This window comes from Alteromonas sp. S005, from assembly GCF_036864475.1.
Taxonomy (GTDB): Bacteria; Pseudomonadota; Gammaproteobacteria; order Enterobacterales; family Alteromonadaceae; genus Alteromonas.
Genome location: NZ_JAZETN010000018.1, coordinates 32,168 through 52,219 on the forward strand (window position 1 = coordinate 32,168; position 20,052 = coordinate 52,219).

Consider the following 20,052-nt stretch of genomic DNA (forward strand, 5'->3'; position numbering starts at 1 on the left):
CCCTTCGCGCTCTCACTAATTGTGAGCTGAGCCGTTCAGAAAATCATTCAATCAAAACAATATTCAAACCTGCTCGTTGTTGGTGGTGGGTTACTAATCAAATTACACGTCATTTCAATATTTAAGGACAAAAGTTATGGCAACTCCTATCAGCAACGAACGTTTAGTCAACTCTATTATCAACAACAGTATAGGTGCCAATCATACCGCAGCGTTTGCTGACGGCAGCTATATTACCGTCTGGCATTCAACACGAGATGTCGCAAATTCATATGGTATTTATGCCCAGCGGTTTAACGCGAATGGCACACCAATAGGGCATGAGTTTCAAGTGAATGTTCCGTCTAACTCATATAGTAATCAGCAAAATCCCAAGGTGACTACACTGGCTGATGGTAGTTTTGTGGTGACTTGGCATGGCGCTGGTGAGGGGGACGGAGCTGGAATTTTTGCTCGACATTTTAACGCATCTGGTGAGCCCACGACTGGCAATATATTAATAAATGAAGTCACCTCTTCAACGCAAGATTACCCCGATATTGCTACGCTAGATAACGGAAATATAGTAATCGGATGGCGCAGTGACAACAGTAATAACGCTGAGCTTGTTTTTCGAGCGTTCGATAGCTCACTAACTGCAGTCTCAACAGAGCAGGCAATTACCGTACAGGGCGACACTACTAATTATTATTTAGATATAAGTGCTCATGCAGGAGGGTTTGCGGCTACTTGGTACCCTTATTACGGAGATGAAGCAGTAAGGTTCCAGCAGTTTAACAATGACCTGAGTGAAAAAGGCGCAATTACTCAAGTTGGCTTACAGGTGGGCGGGGATCAAGATAACCCAAAAATCGAATACTTCAGTAATGGTGATTTTGTCGTTGTCTGGGAGGAAGTCAGTGGTTTTGATGGTTCAGGTGACGGAATTTACGCACAACTATTTAATGCTGATGGAACCAACGCATCTGGAGTGTTTCTTGTAAATACAACAACGAGTAGTTCGCAGAACAGGCCCGATGTCGCTGTGCTCGATGACGATACTTTTGTAGTGACTTGGGACGGTCGAACTACGTTAGACGGCAGCTTTGTATCGGGTGTCGTATATCAACAATTTGCGCAAGATGGCACGCCGATTGGTATCGAAACCCTCGCAACTACAGCGTCGAATTCTAATGGAAGCCAATACACCCCCGATATCACCGCACTTTCAAACGGTGAATTTGTTATTACATGGGACTCAGACAGTTTTACCACTGATGATGGTGCACAAGCAGGTATTGTGCAGCGTGTTTTCTCGACAACGAATACTTCTGTTTTAAATATCCCACCAGAAATTGTTGGTATGGTTGATCAAATTGTTTTCGATGAGAACGTAGTGAATGCAGCCCCACAAATTATTGATATTGCGGTTGCAGTGGTAGACACAGACACCGCAAACTATGATGGAGGCGAACTTTCTATTGCTTATGTGGTGGGAGGTAGCAGCGAAGATTCACTATCGATACGCAATCAGGGGACTGGCTCTTCGCAGATTGGTGTGTCTGGTAATCAGATCACCTATGAAGGAAATGTGATAGGTACCATCGTTGAGAATGGCGACAGCGGCAGCAACCTACTTGTCAATTTAACCAGCAATGCAAATGTAGAATCGATAGAAGCACTGCTGGAAAACGTTCAATACGCCAACAGTTCACAAAGCCCTCAAGCAACGCGTACGATCTCTATTCGACTCGACGATGGTACGGGCAACACAAGTAGCAATGTAGTAACAGAAATCATCGTCGAACAAACTAATGATTCAATTGCGTCAGTTGGCACAACAGAAAGGGTAAACACTTATACAAACTCAGTACAGTCCGGTCCTTCTATCAGCGAGTTCGACGATGGCAGTTTCATCGTTGTTTGGGATAGCTATTCACAAAACGATACTAATAATTATGGAATACACGCTCAGCGCTTTAGTGCTAGTGGGGAGCCTGTAGGGTTAGAGCTACAAATAAACCAGTCCGACTTTTTGCCCAGTGACTCAACGCAGCAGCATGCTGATGTCACCACTTTTTCGGACGGTAGTTTTATGGTTACCTGGGATGGCGCTGGAGAGGTTGGGCAAGACGGTTCAGGCATTTACGGAAGAATCTTCAACGCTGATGGTACTCCAGCCACCGATGATTTCCAGGTAAACCAATATACGTCAAGCACGCAATCTGACAGTCAGATTACCCGCCTGTCAAACGGCAATGTCGCGGTAACATGGCAAAGTGCGGGTGCCGACGGTAGTGGGTGGTCCATCGTAACAAGAATTTTCGATTCCAATGGGGCTCCCGTTACAGATGAAATTGTCGTTAATAACACTACTACTAGTACGCAATATGCACCTTCTGTCGATTCGTATGATGGTGGATATATTGTGGGCTGGTACTCAAGTACACAGGCTGGCGGAAGTTCGAGTGATGTCGTTGCTCGTGCGGTAAACAATGATGGTACCTTTGCCAGTGCAGAACTTGATATTACGTTGGGTCAGGCTGGAGATCAGCTCAGCGTCGAAGTGAATGCATCAGCCGATGGAAGCTATGTACTTACGTGGGTAGACCTATCTGGGAACGCAGACGGCAGTGGATATGGTATTGTCGCTCAAAAATTTGATGCCTCTCATAGTGCACTTACGGCACAAATCGTTATTAATGAAAATAACTCAAGCACTCAATACCGCCCTGACATCGCTCAACTTGATAATGGCAATTACGTATTCACGTGGCACGATGCGAATTTAGGCAGCATTATGCGCCGCGAGTTTACTTCTGATTTAGTGCCTATAGACAGTGAGTTACGGGTTGAATCAAATATAAATACATCGGTTGATAATCCTGTTGTCATTGGTTCGGGCAACAACTACTTCATCGCATTTGAACAAAGCGGCACCGGATTCAATAGCACTGATATCAGCCTTAATCGTTTTGGCTCTTTTGCCGACGCAATCGGGCCAGAGATAACGGGCTTCGCTTCTAGCTATAACTTTGATGAGGCACTGGTTAATGCGGGGCTTGTGCCTTTGGAGCTTGGTGTATCAGTAGCTGATGTGTCAGATGTAGGCTTTGACGGCGGGACACTCACCGTAGGTTATAATGTTGGAAGTTCTAGCGACGATCAGTTGGGACTACTTAACCAAGGGAATGCTGCAGGACAAGTGAGCGTTTCAGGAAGCTCTGTATTTTATGAGGGCACTCAGATTGGTTCGCTCGTTAGTGATGGGCAAAATGGTAGTCAACTAGTCATTGTTTTCAATGCCAATGCGACAACGGAAGCCGTTGAGGGCGTAGTTGAAGCAACCGGGTACCGAAATACCTCTAATAGCCCCGAAGAATCACGCAGCATTAGCCTGCGGCTTACCGATGCCGATGGTGCATCGAGCGAAAATATTAACTTTACTGTCAATATTAGCGCTGAAATTGACTCGACAGTCACTGCTTTTACCTCCTCTCTAGTCAATACATTTACCGGGGGAGTTCAACATAAGTCGGATGTTGCTGCTTTTGATGATGGCAGCTATGTCGTAGTGTGGCAAAGTGAAGGGCAAGAAAATAACAATAGTGTCTATAGTATTCACGGTCAGCGCTTTAGTGCCGACGGCAATGCTTTAGGGACAGAATTTCTTGTAAGTCAAGAATCAGCCGTAACCGCAGGTCAATCAGATAATGATCCTAAAGTCACCACCTTTGCTGATGGTTCATATGTGGTGGTTTGGCAGGGGCATGGAACAAACGATAGTGTCGACATTAAAGCCAGGCTCTTCGACGCAAATGGCTTGGCATTGGGTGATGAGTTTCAAGTTAATGACTTTGCATCTAGCTCACAAGAATATCCTGACGTGGTACGACTGTCTGATGGTAACTTTGCTGTAACGTGGCCCTCGTCTGGTGGCGACGGCAGCTCATGGGGAATATCGTATCGAATATTTCAAAGTGATGGGACTGCCGTTACAAACGAATTAATTGCTAATACTACGACTAACGGAACCCAGTATTCCCCCAGTATTGATGCGTCATCTACAGGATTTGCAATTACCTGGTATTCCGATAATCACAATGGCAGTACGTCAAACGAAATTATTGTTCAGCAATTTGCTAACGACGGTACACCGTTAGGCTCAGAAATTGAGGTAACCAATTTGTCGGCGGGCAATCAGGCTACGCCAAAGGTTTCTTATGCCACTGATGGCAGCTTTGTTGTGGTATGGGAGGATACGACAAATCTGTCGGATGGCAGTGGTAGCGCGATTTTAGCGCAACGTTATGACGCTTCGGGTAGTTCACTGGGTCAAACGTTCGTTGTAAATGAAAATCCAGCTTCTGGTCAAAACAGCCCAAGCATTGATCATCTACCAAACGGTAATTTTGTCATCACTTGGTATTCAGCTAATAGTGCTGACATATTTCGGCGCGAATTTTCATCAGATGGGCAGCCCTTAGATGGAGACCAGTTAGTCAATATAGGGCAACAGTCCGGTACACAAGCTCGCCCCAGTGTTACCTCGCTGAGTAACGGCGATTATGTCATCACTTACCACGATCAAAGCAGCGCCGATGGCAATAGTTATGGCGTTTTTCAGTCGTTTTTTGGAAGCCAATCGACCAATCAGAATCCTACGCTTTCAGGTTTCGCCAATGAAGTAACATTCGCTGAAAACGCTGTAAATAATGCACCTCAAATTTTAGACGCTGCTGTGTCCCTTCAAGACGGCGACTCGAGCGATTTTGACGGTGGTGTTGTTACCCTTGGGTATATCCAGTTTGGTGGAGAAGAAGATCAATTAGGCGTTAATAATCAGGGCAACGGGCCAAGTCAAATTGGGTTGTCGGGTTCAACGGTATCTTACAGCGGTACCGTTATCGGAACTATCGTTAACGATGGCCAAAATGGCACTCAGCTGCGCATAGAATTAAATAGCGCTGCATCAGCAGAAGCCATTGAGGCGCTCGTCCAAAACTTGACGTATGCCAATACATCAGAAGCGCCTAACGCACAGCGAACTCTTTCTCTTAATGTGGAAGATGGTGATGGAGGCAGTACAGGCAATCAAACTATTATCGTAAATGTTTCACCCGACACCGATGGCACTGAGTCTGTCTTTGGGCCAGATTTAGTCAATACATTTACAGCTGGGGGGCAATACAGCCCTGATGTGGCGAGCTTTTCTGACGGAAGTTATGTGGTCACCTGGCAATCATCCGGCCAGGATGACAGTAGTTGGGGCGTCTACGCTCAGCGCTTTGATGCCAATGGGTTATCTGTAGGAAACGAATTCTTAGTCAATACAACTACAGCAAGCGCTCAATCAGCTCCGGCTGTGACTGTTTTAAGCGATAACTCTTTTGTTATCACTTGGGAAGGAAATGGTATTTCGGATAGCAGCGGTGTGTTTGCACAGCGGTATGCGTCTGATGGCTCACCTTTGGGCTCAGAGTTTTTGTTGCGAGATGGCTCAGACAACACAGAGACATTAGTGGACGTGGTCGCTTTGTCAGATGGAAAGTTTGCAACAACCTGGACCGACGGCGGCGCCGATGCTTCCGGTTGGGGGATTTCGGTGCGCATTTTCAATGCAGATGGTACCCCCGCAGGCGCATCATTTACGGCAAATACTACGACTTCCAGCACACAATACAACTCGTCTATTAGCAGCTTTAGCGGTGGCTTTGTTGTCTCTTGGTATTCCACTACGCAAGCAGGGGGAGACAGTAGCGACATAGTAATGCAGCGTTTTGATAACAATGGCAATGCGATTGGTAGCGAAATAGACTTGTTAATCGACGGTTCACAACAAAATAATCAGGTTGCGGCTTTCTCAGATGGCAGCTTTGTCGTTGTATTTCAAAGTACAGATGGCAGTAGCGATGGTGTTTTTGCCCAGCTTTATAATGCTGACGGAACCGTTAGCGGCGATCTCATTCAGGTAAATGAAACGCTGACAGGAAATCAAACAGAACCTAGTGTCGCGATTTTACCTAATGGGAACTTTGTCGTTGGCTGGACGGGCAATGGTGTAGGGGATAACGACGGCGCATTTATTCGCGAGTTTGACAGTAATGGTGTTCCCATTGATGGCGAGGTGATAGCAAGCAGTACCTCAGGGTCCAGTGTTGATAAAATTTCTCTCACTGGCCTAGGGTCGTCAAACAACTTTATTGCAGTTTGGGCTGACTTCTCTTTAGAACCAGATGATAGCAGCTGGGGCGTATTTCAAAACATTTTTGGCAACCCTAGCGACTTCAACCGTACTACGCTACCTAAACTAGATGACTTGACCGATACGCGGCAAATTGTAAATTCAGTGGCATCAACGCCTGTGAGAATTGATGCGGACGTGGATTTTACTCACATTAGCGATGATTTTGACGGCGGTATGTTAGAGGTGTTCTACCTTACCCAAAGCGATGCTGATGACCTGCTTGCCATAGATACAAGCGGCACGGGACTTGGCCAAATCTCTGTTAGCGGAGTTGATGTTAGTTTTGAAGACACGGTGATCGGGCAAATTTCGAGTGGTGAAAATGGTGCAAACGGCAATGGTTTATCTGTCACTTTCAACGCTAATGCCACAACATTAGCAATTGATGCACTGATAGAACACCTTACCTATGCCTCTCAAAATAACGTAGAAAATGATGAAACAATCTCAATTCGCGTGACCGACGGCAGTGGTGCAGCTACCCAAGGAAATGCCATTCTTATTGATATACGTTCATCGGTGTCAACTCCTGCCTTTTTAATGGAAGACTTTGACAGAGATGTAACTTTCAACGAGTCGGACGTAGTAGGTCAGCTGGCGTTATTAGACAGCAACATCAATTTTGAATACACCGGTTCAAATAGTCTAGACGGTGGGTATTTGACTTTACGTTATATTTCAAACAACGAGACATTCGAAGATACCCTAGGCGTGGCTGACATAGGAACGGGTAATGGCCAAATAAGTGTGAGCGGCTCTACTATTTCGTATGAAGGTACTGCGTTTGCCTCAATTGATTCTTCCGAGAATGGAGAAGCGGGCAATGACCTGCGTATTGATTTTACGACTGGCGTTACCGATGAAGCAGTTGAAGCTTTAATTGAAGCACTGGGCTATAGCAGCGATTCAGGCGCCCTTAACACCAGAAGTGTTAGGCTCTATGTATACGACAGTGCTAACAGCACCTCAACGAATATAGATTACAACCTTAATTTTGAGCAGTCTGTAAATGACTTTGACCTTGTTGGTGTGTCGACTCTAATTAACCAAGTGACTGCTGGTAACCAGACTATACCATCTGCCAGCGAGTTATCGGGTGGGGGGTATGTGGTTACCTGGACTGGCGAAAACAGTCTTGATGGCAGTTCCAATGGAATATTTGCACAAATCTTTGATGAAAATGGACAAGCAGTTGGTAACCAGTTCGTGGTTAACACGGAAAACTTCGGCAATCAAACCAACGCTGACGTCGCAGGACTCAGTGATGGGGCTTTTGTCGTGGTTTGGGAGGGCGTTACCAGCGAGTCCAACAGCGATATAAATGTTTATGCCCAGCGCTTTGACGCTTCTGGCCAAGCTCTTGGCAATCAATTTATTGTTAATGAAAACCTATCCAGTATACAAGGTACACCTTCTGTTTCTGCGCTTGCTGATGGTGGCTTCGTCGTAGCGTTCGATACTTACGATAGTGCCACAGGCGATACAAGCGGTATTGGTATTGCTATGCGCTTTTTTGATAATGCTGGTGTTACAACAACTGCTGAATTATTAGCGAACACGTCAACTTCGGGTTCTCAAAGCAATGCCGACATAGCAGCCTCAGCAAGTGCTGTGGTAGCAACGTGGAAGAGCAACTCAGGTGACGATGTATTTGCGCGTATTTTTAATCCTGCAGATGGAACAGAGATCGTTTCTGAATTCAAAGTAAATACGTCAGAGGGTAATGTATGGAACCAACCTGCAGTGACCGCGCTTGATGACGGCACTTTCGTACTCGTTTGGGGGCACTATATTGATGAGTTTGCGAAAGATTTTTGGGGGTTCCGCGGTCAACGCATCGATGCAAACGGCAACTTTATAGGAGATGAGTTTATTGTTAACACCAGCGAAACAAGCTGGAGTTCTAACGATGGTATTCAAATAGCTTCATTGAATAATGGTAATTTCGCCGTTACTTGGGGGGCGAGTGCGGGCGTGTACGTCCAAGAATTTGAAGCTTCAGGTACTACCCCTACAAAAGTGGATGGGCCAGTTTTAGCTGGCTCGGGGCCGAGTACAGACCACCAATCTACCATTGTGAGCGTTGGAAATCAGAGCGCTGCAGTTATTTGGTCTGGATATAATCTTACATCACCTGCTAATAGCACCTATGAAATAGGGCAACAGCTAGTTGGCATTGCTAGTGATTTCAGTAATAGCGAAGGCCCAGAGATTGAAAATATTCCAGCAGAAATCACGATTACTGAAAGTACCAATGCTGAGTTTATTTTCAGCAATGTTGATGTTCTTGATAGCGATTCGGCGGATTTTGATGGTGGCCTTTTAACAATCGATATTGTGGGTGGGTATCGGGATATCGTGAATACAGACCAAGAGTTTGCTGATGACAACTTTACCATCGATAATCAAGGTGTCGGACAGGGACAGATTGGGGTTTCAGGAAGTACGGTGAGCTATGAGGGCGCCGCAATAGGCACCATTACACAAAATGGGCAAGCGGGGAATGGTCTACACATCGCTTTAAATGCAAATGCAACGTTAGAAGCTGTAAACGCGTTAATGCAGTCAATCGGTTACTCCAACCTTTCTACCTCTCCACAGGCCAGTCGAGAAGTCGCGTTGCGTTTGACCGACGGTGATGGAGGTTCTAGCGCAAATCAGATTGTTACGCTAAACATTACGGAAGTAGCTAACGGTTCCTCACCACAGACTGGCGACATACAGGCAAACAGTTTCGAGTTGGGCAATCAAACCACGCCAGCGCTTGCTGAAATGGCAAGTGGCGGATTTGTAATGGTCTGGACGTCTGATGCCAGTCAAGATGGAAATGGCCAAGGTATCTTCGCTCAGAGGTATAGTGAAAACGGTGCGCCTATTGGCAATGAAATTGCTATTAATACCAGCACGTTAAGTTCACAGTCATTGCCATCAGTAGCGGCTAACGGCAATGGATTTGTGGTGGCTTGGTCGGACACTGGCGGTGTTGATGGCAGCGGTTACGGTATCGTTGCGCAGCGATTTGATGAATTTGGTGAACCAATTGGTGGTGAATTTGTAATTAACGAAACCACAAGTTCCACTCAAAACGACCCGCAAATTATTCAACTGAGCAGCGGTGGATTCGCAGCAGTTTGGGAAGGTAATGGTGTCGGCGACAGCAGCGGGGTATTTGGCCGCTTATTTAATGAAGATGGTACACCGTTAGGCGCAGAGTTCTTAATCAATGAATCTACGAGTGGGTCACAGTTTGATCCTTCGATCACAGAATTGGCTAGCGGGCAACTTGCTGTTACATACGAAAGTAGTAATCAAATAACCATTCGTTTAGTTAATGCAGACGGAACCACACTAGCGCCAGAAATTATTATTGACCGCCCCGTAACGACAGAGCGGGAGCCAGATATCACGGCTCTGTCTAATGGAAACTTTGTAGTTTCTTATACGGTCAATAATGACGGCAATGGTTCAGGTGTATTTGCACAGCTGTTTGATTCAAGTGGCAATGTAATTGGCGATGAAATTCGGGTGAATGAAGGGACGTTGGGCAGTCAATCTCAATCTAAAGTGGATGCACTGGCCACAGGTGGGTTTGTTGTAAGTTACTATTCAGGTGCCTCACCTGATGGCATTTTTACCCAGGAATTTGATGCTGCCGGCAACGCTATTGACGGTAACAATCAGGTCAACATTAATAACGTCAGCACCGATTGGGAGCCTGTTGTGTTAGGCTTGTCCAGCGGTGGCTACATTACTGCTTGGAGCGGTTATAACGTTGAAGCTGGGGTAAACAATTCCTTTGGAGTGTTCTGGCGTGGTTTTGGCAGTGACGGTCAATTTTCTGATGGTGCAGGTCAAATTAAAATTGCTGGTTTGCCTAACGAAATCATCTCGACCGAGTCTGATACCCCTGAAGCATTTATTCCTAGTGCTGATTTATTCGGCGCTGAGTCTAATGACTTTAACGGTGGTAGCCTAACCGTTACTGTGATTACTGGTTATGGTGCACAAGGTCAATTTGTCAGTGCTAATGAACAGGATAACTTCTCTGTACTAAGTTCGGGGAACGGATTAGGGGAGATCAGTGTATCTGGAAGCACTATTTCTTATGAAGGTACCGCTTTTGCCAGCATTACCAAAGATGGTGCTAACGGTAGTGAACTTCATATCGATTTTAATGCCAATGCAAATCAAGCTAGCATAAACGCTTTACTTCAAGCATTAAGCTACCTGAACTCTTCAGATGGTCCTACGCTTCAACGAACCATATCTCTGCGCCTAACAGATGGCGAAGGCAACAGCACATCAAACAATGCGATTAACTTTGTCGTTGAACCCGTTGCTGATGGCGCGTCGCCGCAGGGAGATGAAATTCAGGTCAATACTTTCCAAGAAAACAACCAGCAGTATTCAGAAGTGACAGAACTGGAAGATGGCTCGCTAGTGGTCGTTTGGCAATCGCAAAATCAGGATGGTTGGGGTAGTGGTATTGTGGGGCAGCGCTTTGATGCCAATGGCTCACCAATAGGTAACGAGTTTATTGTTAATCAATATACCCCAGAAGGGCAAACATATCCGAGTGTAACAGCCGTGGCTGGTGGGTTTGTGGTTGCTTGGCAGGGTCGTGGGGAAGATGATAGCTCAGGTATATTTGGTCGCCTATTCGACTTAAATGGCGTGCAGCAAAGCGACGACTTTATTATCAACGATACGCTGTCTAGCACCCAGTCACAGGTGCGCTTGACTTCAATGGCTAACGGTGGGTTTGCTGCCATTTTTAGCGGCAACGGTGTAGGCGACAACAGCGGTACCTTTTTAACCACGTTTGACGCTAATGGAAACCGCGTTATAAACGAAACGCTTGCCAATGCCACAACCTCTGGTACTCAGAGCGAGCCGGATATCACTGAGTTGGCCAATGGAAAGCTAGTCGTTACCTATCGCACAGGTTCTGATATAGAAGCTCGAATTTTCAACAGCGATGGTAGTGCGTTCTCAAGTGCAATTAGTGTGGCCGATACCAGTGATAGCGAGTACCAGCCGAAAGTGGCAGCGCTAGAAAACGGTGGTTTTGTTGTGATTTATACTGACAACAACGATACCAGTAACGCTGGCGTTTTTGCTCAGCTATTTGATGCAAATGGTCAAGCTGTTGGAGAATTGCTGCGCGTTAACGAGCAGACGAGTGGTGCACAATACGAGCCTGATGTTACTGCTTTAGTCGGTGGTGGTTTTGCCGTAAGTTACTCAGATTCTAACAACCCTGACAGTATTTTTGTTCAGCAGTTTGACAATGATGGCAATATTGTCGACGGTCCAAAACGCGCAGAAACTAACAATATTAACGGAAACGATGAACCTAGCATTACTGCACTGAGTAATGGGGGCTTAGCAGTCACCTGGACGAGCTATAACACCGAACCGGATCAAGCAAACAGCTATGGCATTCTTATGCGCATGTTTGGTAGTGATGGCCAGTTTGAAACTAGTCAAGCGCCTGTCGTTGAAATTGCATCTAACTCCATAGAGTTTAGTGAATCCAGTCTTAACTTTGCTCCCCAGCTGTTGTTTATTGGTGCCGGTGTGGCGGATATCGATACGACCGATTTTACAAATGGACAGCTAGAGATTGCACGTAATTCTTCTTATGGGCAAGGCGACCAGCTTGGACGTCAGTCCTTCTTTCCTCAGGATAACTTGGGGATTCAAAACCAAGGTTTTGGTGCGAACGAAATTGCTGTGTCTGGTAGCGACGTTTTGTATGAAGGCACGGTGATAGGTACCTTGGACTCTAGCGGAACCAATGACACTGCACTAGTGGTTACGTTTAATGCTAGTGCGAGTGCACAGGCCATAGAATCATTGCTCGAAGCCGTCACTTACAGAAATATCTCTGATGCACCAGAGTCGACGCGTACCTTTAGCGTACGCTTAACTGATGGTGCAGGCGGTTCAAGTATAGCGCAGTCTATTGTTGTTAATATTTCTCAAAACTTGGATGGCAATTTACCGACGCTACAACCAGAGAGAGTCGTAAACACAGATGCCACGGGAGGACAATCAGCATCGCAGACTTCGGCACTTTATGACAGCAACGGAGCGCTCGATGGCTATGTTGTCTCTTGGCAAGACAGCGAAAGCGGTGATGTACATTTTCAACTCTATGACAATGAAAACAATCCAGTTGGCGCTAATCAGGTAGCGAACACAACACTCACAAGTACGCAAAACGAAATTACCGTGCAGTCATTAAATAATGGTACTTTCGTAATGACATGGACCTCTTCTGACTCTTCGCAAGATGGTTCAGGGTCTTCAGTCATTGGGCGTATTTTTAATAATGACGGCACGCCGTTTAACCAAGCTCCGCACAATGGCGCTGAGTTTGTCGTGAATACCGAGGTGTCCAGCACACAGAGTTCTTCACAGATTGCAGTTTTACCAAACGGTGAGTTTGCTGTGGTATGGCAGACATATGACTCGGATACGGGGGATAACAGCGGGTGGGGTGTTGCTATGCAGCGCTTCGCAGCTACAGGTCAAGCATTAGACAGCGAATTGCTGGTAAACACTACGGTTTCGAGCAATCAGGACACTGCTGACATAAGTTCATTAGCAAACTCGACGGCATTGCCAGATGGTGGCTATGTCGTATCGTGGCAAAGCCCTGATGCTAACAGTACCGGTATCTTTGCTCAGGTATTCGACGCCAACGGCAATGCGGTTGGAAGCGAATTCCAAGTCAATACATCGGTAAGCGGAAGCCAGACGCAAAGCGCAGTTGCTGGGCTGGCTAACGGAGACTTTGTTATTACTTGGACTGATAATACGGCCGATTTATATAGCTCGGGCGTTTACGCACAACGCTTTACGTTTAACGCTGCAGGCGAATCCATTGCAGTAGGCGAAGAGTTTAGGGTAAATCAAGACTACTTATATTCACAGTATGATCCAAGCATTATTGCGCTTGCAGGAGGTGGTTTTGCTATTGCCTTTACCGGCAATGACGGAAGTGGCGATGGCGTGTTTGTGCAAGAGTTTGACCAAGGTGGGCGCCTTATAGATCTTCCTCAGTTGATAAATCAAAATACTAGTAGTTCACAGTATGAACCAAGCTTAGCAGCATTGAGCGATGGCGGGTTTATCGCGTCATGGACATCTTGGATGGGGGGAACCGACGGTTATGATGTCTTTATGCAGCGTTTCGGTAATCAGGTACCTCAAACCACGGATTTTGTTGTTCAAGGAAGCGAAGACGAGAGTATTGTTATAGATGTTAACGAGTTTTTAAACGCATTTGTTGACCCTGAAGGGGAGCCACTTCAAGAAGTTGCGTTTATTACACTTCCCATCAGCGGTGTACTTACACTTAATGATGTAGCTATAACGCCAGGACAGACCTTTGATATAAATGCGCTTCAAGCTGGTGTATTAGTTTATCTGGGTGACCGAGATTTTAATGGGCTGGATAGCTTTACTTGGGCGGGCAGTGATGGGGCAAACTTTGCTGAGCCCGCTACAACAAATATTACTGTATTACCTGTAAATGACGCACCAGGGATGAGCGTAGGTGCCGACGATACGGGAACTGAGTCGTATGGAATTGGTTTTAGTCACACAATAAACTTTACCGATCCTGATGGTGATACACTTCTGGTGAATGTGGACTGGGGAGACGGTGAGTCGTCACAATATACAACCAGTTCAGGCACGCTTAATACCGGCCATCGCTATCTTGACGATGGAGTTTACACCGTTACGGTTACGGTAGACGACCAATCAGGTACAGCCGAAGCAATAGAGACACAAACGTATCAAGCAACTATCAGCAATGTTGCCCCATCAATAGGTTTGTTTGGAAATAATGATGTCGAACAAGACCAGGTATATACCCTAAGATTAGGTAACCCGAGCGACCCTGGCGATGACACAGTGACAGATTTCATCGTCGATTGGGGAGACGGCACCGTTGAAACCTTTAACAGTCCTGGTGATGTTACCCACGTCTATGCCACTCCCGGCGATTACGAAATCTCTATAGACCTTGTCGACGAAGATGGCACATACGAAGGTGTTTCAACAAAAGACGTGCAAGTCAGTGTACCTGCCGAAGTGTTGGATGTTCAGGCAATCTCTGATGCAACTACGAATGAGGGCGCTACTTTCGTTCAGGGTATTTCGTTTACTGACCCTACAGACCAGAATAGTAATGGCTGGACCTACTCCATCGATTGGGGAGACGGGACTGTTCAGAATAACGTTTCCATATTCAGTCGAGACTTTAACATTGCTCATAATTTTGCCGATGACGGCGTTTATGATGTCACTGTTACCGTATCTGACGATGTGAACGGACAAACAGATACAGAAACGTTTACTGTGACTGTGGGCGATGTAGCACCTACCGTTAATCTTCATGGTGGAGGTTCAGTTAACGAAGGGGCTGTATATAGCCTTACCGCAAGTGTGTTTGAGCCGGGTGATGACCCAATTCAGGAGTTCGTTATTGATTGGGGTGACGGTACAGTTGAAACTGTCAATGGTAATGAATTTGGTACGCAGACTCATGTCTACAGTGACGGCCCTTTCGGCTTTAATATTTCGGTCGATGTCGTCAATGATGACGGTACTTTTGAAAATGCGGGTACACAATTTGTCAATGTTCTTAACGTGGCGCCGTCTTCTATTATCACAGGCCAGACTTCCGTTGATGAGGGCAGCGAGGTGACCTACACCTTCGGTGATATCGTCGACCCAGGTGATGATACTATTGCCAATACCGTGATCGATTGGGGCGACGGCACAACTACAGCCTATACCGGTGCTGGAGAATACAGTCATACATTTGCAGATGGAAATGCTACACGCAGTATTAGACTCTTAGTTACAGACGAAGATGCTGATCCTCATGTCGCAGCCACTCTTATCGTAGATATTGAAGATGTAGCTCCATCCATCACTGTAAGTGGCGCTAGTGAGACAGACGAGGGCAGTGTGTACACCCTAACGTTAGCTGACTTGGTAGAGCCCGGTGATGACCCGGTCTCCGAATATCTCATTGACTGGGGTGATGGTTCTACAGTGCAGTCGGTTACTGAGCTAGGTGATGTGACCCACACATTCGCAGATGGTGACAGTAGTGCCACTATTAATGTGCAGATCGTGAATGATGAAGGCACGTTTGACGCAGGCACCGTCGATGTCACCATTAAAAACGTAGCGCCAACGTTGGCATTAACAGGTGCGTTGACCAGTATTCAAAACACCGCGTATACCCTGAACCTAGGGGCAATAATCGACCCGGGCGATGATACTATTGTTGCGAATGGCATTACCGTGAACTGGGGTGATGGCACAACAGAAACCTACAGCAGTGTGGGCGATGTGTCGCATACCTATACCACAGTGGGTGACTTTACTATCAGCGTCAGCTTGGAAGATGAAGACGGTACCTTTAGCGATGTCGCAACTCAGGCCGTAAGTGTGAGTGCGCCAGCGGATACGATTGATGTAGCGGCACAGGCTGATGCTGCAATTGATGAAGGTGATACTTTTACTCGTACTATTAACTTCACTGACGGTGAGGATAATGGAGCTGCAGGCTATACCGTAGATATTGATTGGGATAATGACGGTAACGTTGATGAGACCTTTGCTACAACATCGACGAGCTTTGATGTATCGAAGGTGTTTGCCGATGGTGCATCCGTGCAAACTGTATCAATTACGGTGACCGATGATGCAGGTGAGTCTGATACCGAGGCCTTCGATGTCACAGTAAATAATGTAGCACCTGTGAGTAGTATAAGCGGACCTATCGAGGTCAATGAAGGAAGTGAAGCCATATTCACGTTTAGCGATATCCTTGACCCTGGCGATGATACGGTAACCAATGCGGTTATAGAGTGGGGCGATGGCACCACCACAGCCTACACAGGAGCGGGTGATTACAGCCATACCTATGCTGATGGCGATAGCTCGCCAGTTATTAGCTTAATAGTAACCGATGAAGACGGCACCTATACGGCGGCAAGCCTTGGCGTTGCAGTGAACGACGTCGCTCCATCCATCACTGTAAGTGGCGCTAGTGAGACAGACGAGGGCAGTGTGTACACCCTAACGTTAGCTGACTTGGTAGAACCCGGTGATGACCCGGTCTCCGAATATCTCATTGACTGGGGTGATGGTTCTACAGTGCAGTCGGTTACTGAGCTAGGTGATGTGACCCACACATTCGCAGATGGTGACAGTAGTGCCACTATTAATGTGCAGATCGTGAATGATGAAGGCACGTTTGACGCAGGCACTGTCGATGTCACCATCAACAATGTAGCGCCAACGTTGGCATTAACAGGTGCGTTGACCAGTATTCAAAACACCGCGTATACCCTGAACCTAGGGGCAATAATCGACCCGGGCGACGACACCATTGTTGCAAATGGCATTACCGTGAACTGGGGGGATGGCACAACAGCAACCTACACCAGTGTGGGCGATGTGTCGCATACTTATACCACAGTGGGTGACTTTACTATCAGCGTCAGCTTGGAAGATGAAGACGGTACCTTTAGCGATGTCGCAACTCAGGCAGTGAGTGTGAGTGCGCCAGCGGATACCATTAATGTAGTTTCACAGGCAAATGCAGTAATTGATGAAGGTGATACCTTTACTCGCACTATTAACTTCACTGACGGTGAGGATAATGGAGCAGCAGGCTATACAGTAGATATTGACTGGGATAATGACGGTAACGTTGATGAGACCTTTGCTACAACGTCGACCAGCTTTGATGTATCGAAGGTGTTTGCCGATGGCGCATCCGTGCAAACTGTATCAATTACGGTGACCGATGATGCAGGTGAGTCTGATACCGAGGCCTTCGATGTCACAGTAAACAATGTAGCACCTGTGAGTAGTATAATTGGGCCTATCGAGGTCAATGAAGGAAGCGAAGCCGTATTCACGTTTGGCGATATACTCGACCCTGGCGATGACACGTTGACCAATGCGGTTATTGAGTGGGGGGATGGTACCACCACAGCCTACGCTGGAGCGGGTGATTACAGCCATACCTATGGTGATGGTGATAGCTCGCCAGTTATTAGCTTAATAGTAACCGATGAAGACGGCACCTATACAGCAGCAAGCCTTGGCGTTGCAGTGAATGACGTCGCTCCATCCATCACTGTAAGTGGCGCTAGTGAGACAGACGAGGGCAGTGTGTACACCCTAACGTTAGCTGACTTGGTAGAGCCCGGTGATGACCCGGTCTCCGAATATCTCATTGATTGGGGTGACGGTTCACCGGTGCAGTCGGTTACTGAGCTAGGTGATGTGACCCACACATTCGCAGATGGTGACAGCACTGCCACTATTAATGTGCAGATCGTGAATGACGAAGGCACGTTTGACGCAGGCACCGTCGATGTCACCATCAACAATGTAGCGCCGACTACGTCAGTTTCATCGGACGCAAGCGTTGATGCTAATGCGCTGTTTACTATCAACTTTGGCGAGGTGGTCGACCCAGGTGACGATACTATTTCAAACGCCGTCATTAACTGGGGAGATGGAACGACCTCCGTTTACAGCGGAGCAGGGGATTACGTTCATAGTTATGATGGGGCAACTACTAATCCGACTATAGAACTCCTTGTTACTGATGAAGATGGAGAGTTTGTTGCTGCCAGCACCACGATAACGGTAAATGAAGAAACCAGCGAACCTACAGCAACGGGTTCTATTCAAGAATTTGCCCTTCGCGACCAAGAAGTGCAGCTTGATTTGCAAATATCTAGTGATGAGACTGTCTTGGAAGTGATAGTAGATTGGGGAGATGGCACGTCTGAGAGCTTTAACGATCCAAATGCTTTACTACATGAATACGGTGACCTTGGTCTGTACGAAGTTAGTGTTCAGCTTGTCACTGCGTCTGGCACGTATGATGTGGGTGTTGTAGATGATGTAGACGTTGGTACACGTGTTGGTGATGTTCCTGGTTTCTATAATTTTTTCGACCCAAATGCTTGGCAGAGTGGTTGGACCGATGAAGGAATTACTTTGGCGCACAAATCGAATACCGCCGACCTAAATGAAGCATGGTCAGCAATGTCTTTCGTTGGTTGGGACTCTTGGCGTATTGAGGGGCAAGATGTTGCTTTCGGACACTTAGGTGTATCTGGGCGCACATCACAAACGGGCTCTTTCTTCCAGCAGTTAGACGGTACCGAGGGAATACGGTTCGATATAGATACATCAGCGATGAGCGGCGAAATTATGTTTACTGATTTGTATGCTAATGAATCAGGTAATCTTGATGAACAAGCCAGAGTCCAGTTCTTTGATGAAAGCGGTAACCTGGTTGATGAATATTTGGTTACCGGTAGCGCTAGTGGTGAAGTATCAATGGGCTTCACTACTCAAAGTACATTCGACTACTTTGTGGTTACCGCAGGCGCTTATGATGTCAACGGACAATTTGTCTATGGCAGTTATGCTGACGACGGTGGGGTTGCAGCGTCAGGAGAGGCTAATACAGGCAGTGAATTACTCATAGATGCTATTCAAGTGGGGTTCCGTGGGAATGACAATGTCACAAACATTGCTAACAACCTGCTAGAAGAAGCGCAAGATACTATGTTGTCTATTCTGCCTATACCAGAGTTAATTAGCCCAGCTGATGAATTGGGCAATAGTTCAAGGACAACGCCGTTGCCAAATGTGGTAACCATTCCCGAAACAACTGAAAATGACGTTAAGTCGATATTGCCTACCCCAGTTCGGTTAGTTGGAGCATCTGCATCTTTAATGGCATTGGATGTTGATGTTGCAGCAGGCGAGAACGACAACACGCAAGAGGTGACACTACCAACTTATGACAAAGACGTGATGTCAACGTTACCGGTAGTATCAGACCCTATTGAGTCAGATGAGAATGACAGTGAAAAAGTCTCATCTAACCCAAGCGATAACGCGGCGGATATAAACGATGCTGGTCTCGAGTTCGCTAAAGCAATCGAAGGCAAAAAAGATATCGTTTCAACGCTGCCGGTGGTGGAAGAACCCGTCGAGTCGGATGAAGAACCAGATGAAGGTGTATCTGTAGGCTTAGGTGAAACGGCTACGGGTGATGAAGTCCCACTGCTCGAAACAGTAGGGAAAGTCATTCAGATCGATGACGACATTATGTTCACATTACCTGTGATGTCAGATCCGATTGAGTCTGACGATGAGCAAGATGAAAGCCAAGCAGCAGTAACGAGTGAGCTGGAAACAACTGGTGAAGTTACGCTGACTCAACTTGAAGTAGAATCTATCGAAGTTAAAGAAGATATCGTTTCAACCTTACCCGTGGTGCCTGACTTAATAGATGCTCAAGAGACGCCTACCCAGAGCAGTTTGTCCTTAACTGGTGAAGTTGGTAATAATGTTGAATTTGATTTCGCCCAACTATCAACGGATAGCGCAGGTACGAGCAAAGCGATGACGCTGAATTACGCTTTACAAAGAGGCGAGCAGTCGGCAGCGCTTAATGCCAACGATGAAAAGCAGGCAATAATTGCTGAACTTGCGTTAGAGTTCGAGGATAGTGATATGCAGTTTACGCAATATGACGATTACTTGATTCGATAATGGTGTCTGGTTTTTATACAAATGTTGGGTGGCGACACCCAACATTATTTTCAGCTTATTGAATTTTAAATAAAATTTTAGTGGCTTAATAATTGCTAAAACAAAAGCTACAAGGTAGTAAGGTCACGCGGTTGCAAACAAGCAGTAACGTTTTGTATGTAGACTTATAGTTGGTTAGTTAGATAGCAAATAACACC

At 46.4% G+C, this 20,052-nt stretch carries 1 protein-coding gene; it reads left to right on the forward strand.

The features are described 5' to 3' along the window. Positions 1-136 precede the first annotated feature (136 nt). Entirely contained in the window at positions 137-19,855 is a 19,719-nt protein-coding gene (locus tag V7R55_RS17200) for a beta strand repeat-containing protein (RefSeq protein ID WP_334060478.1), read from the forward strand. The last annotated feature ends 197 nt before the right edge of the window (positions 19,856-20,052 follow it).

What these genes read in the sequence shown, in the direction of transcription:
- V7R55_RS17200 (WP_334060478.1), top strand. Translation starts at nt 137, where the DNA reads ATGGCAACTCCTATCAGCAACGAACGTTTAGTCAACTCTATTATCAAC.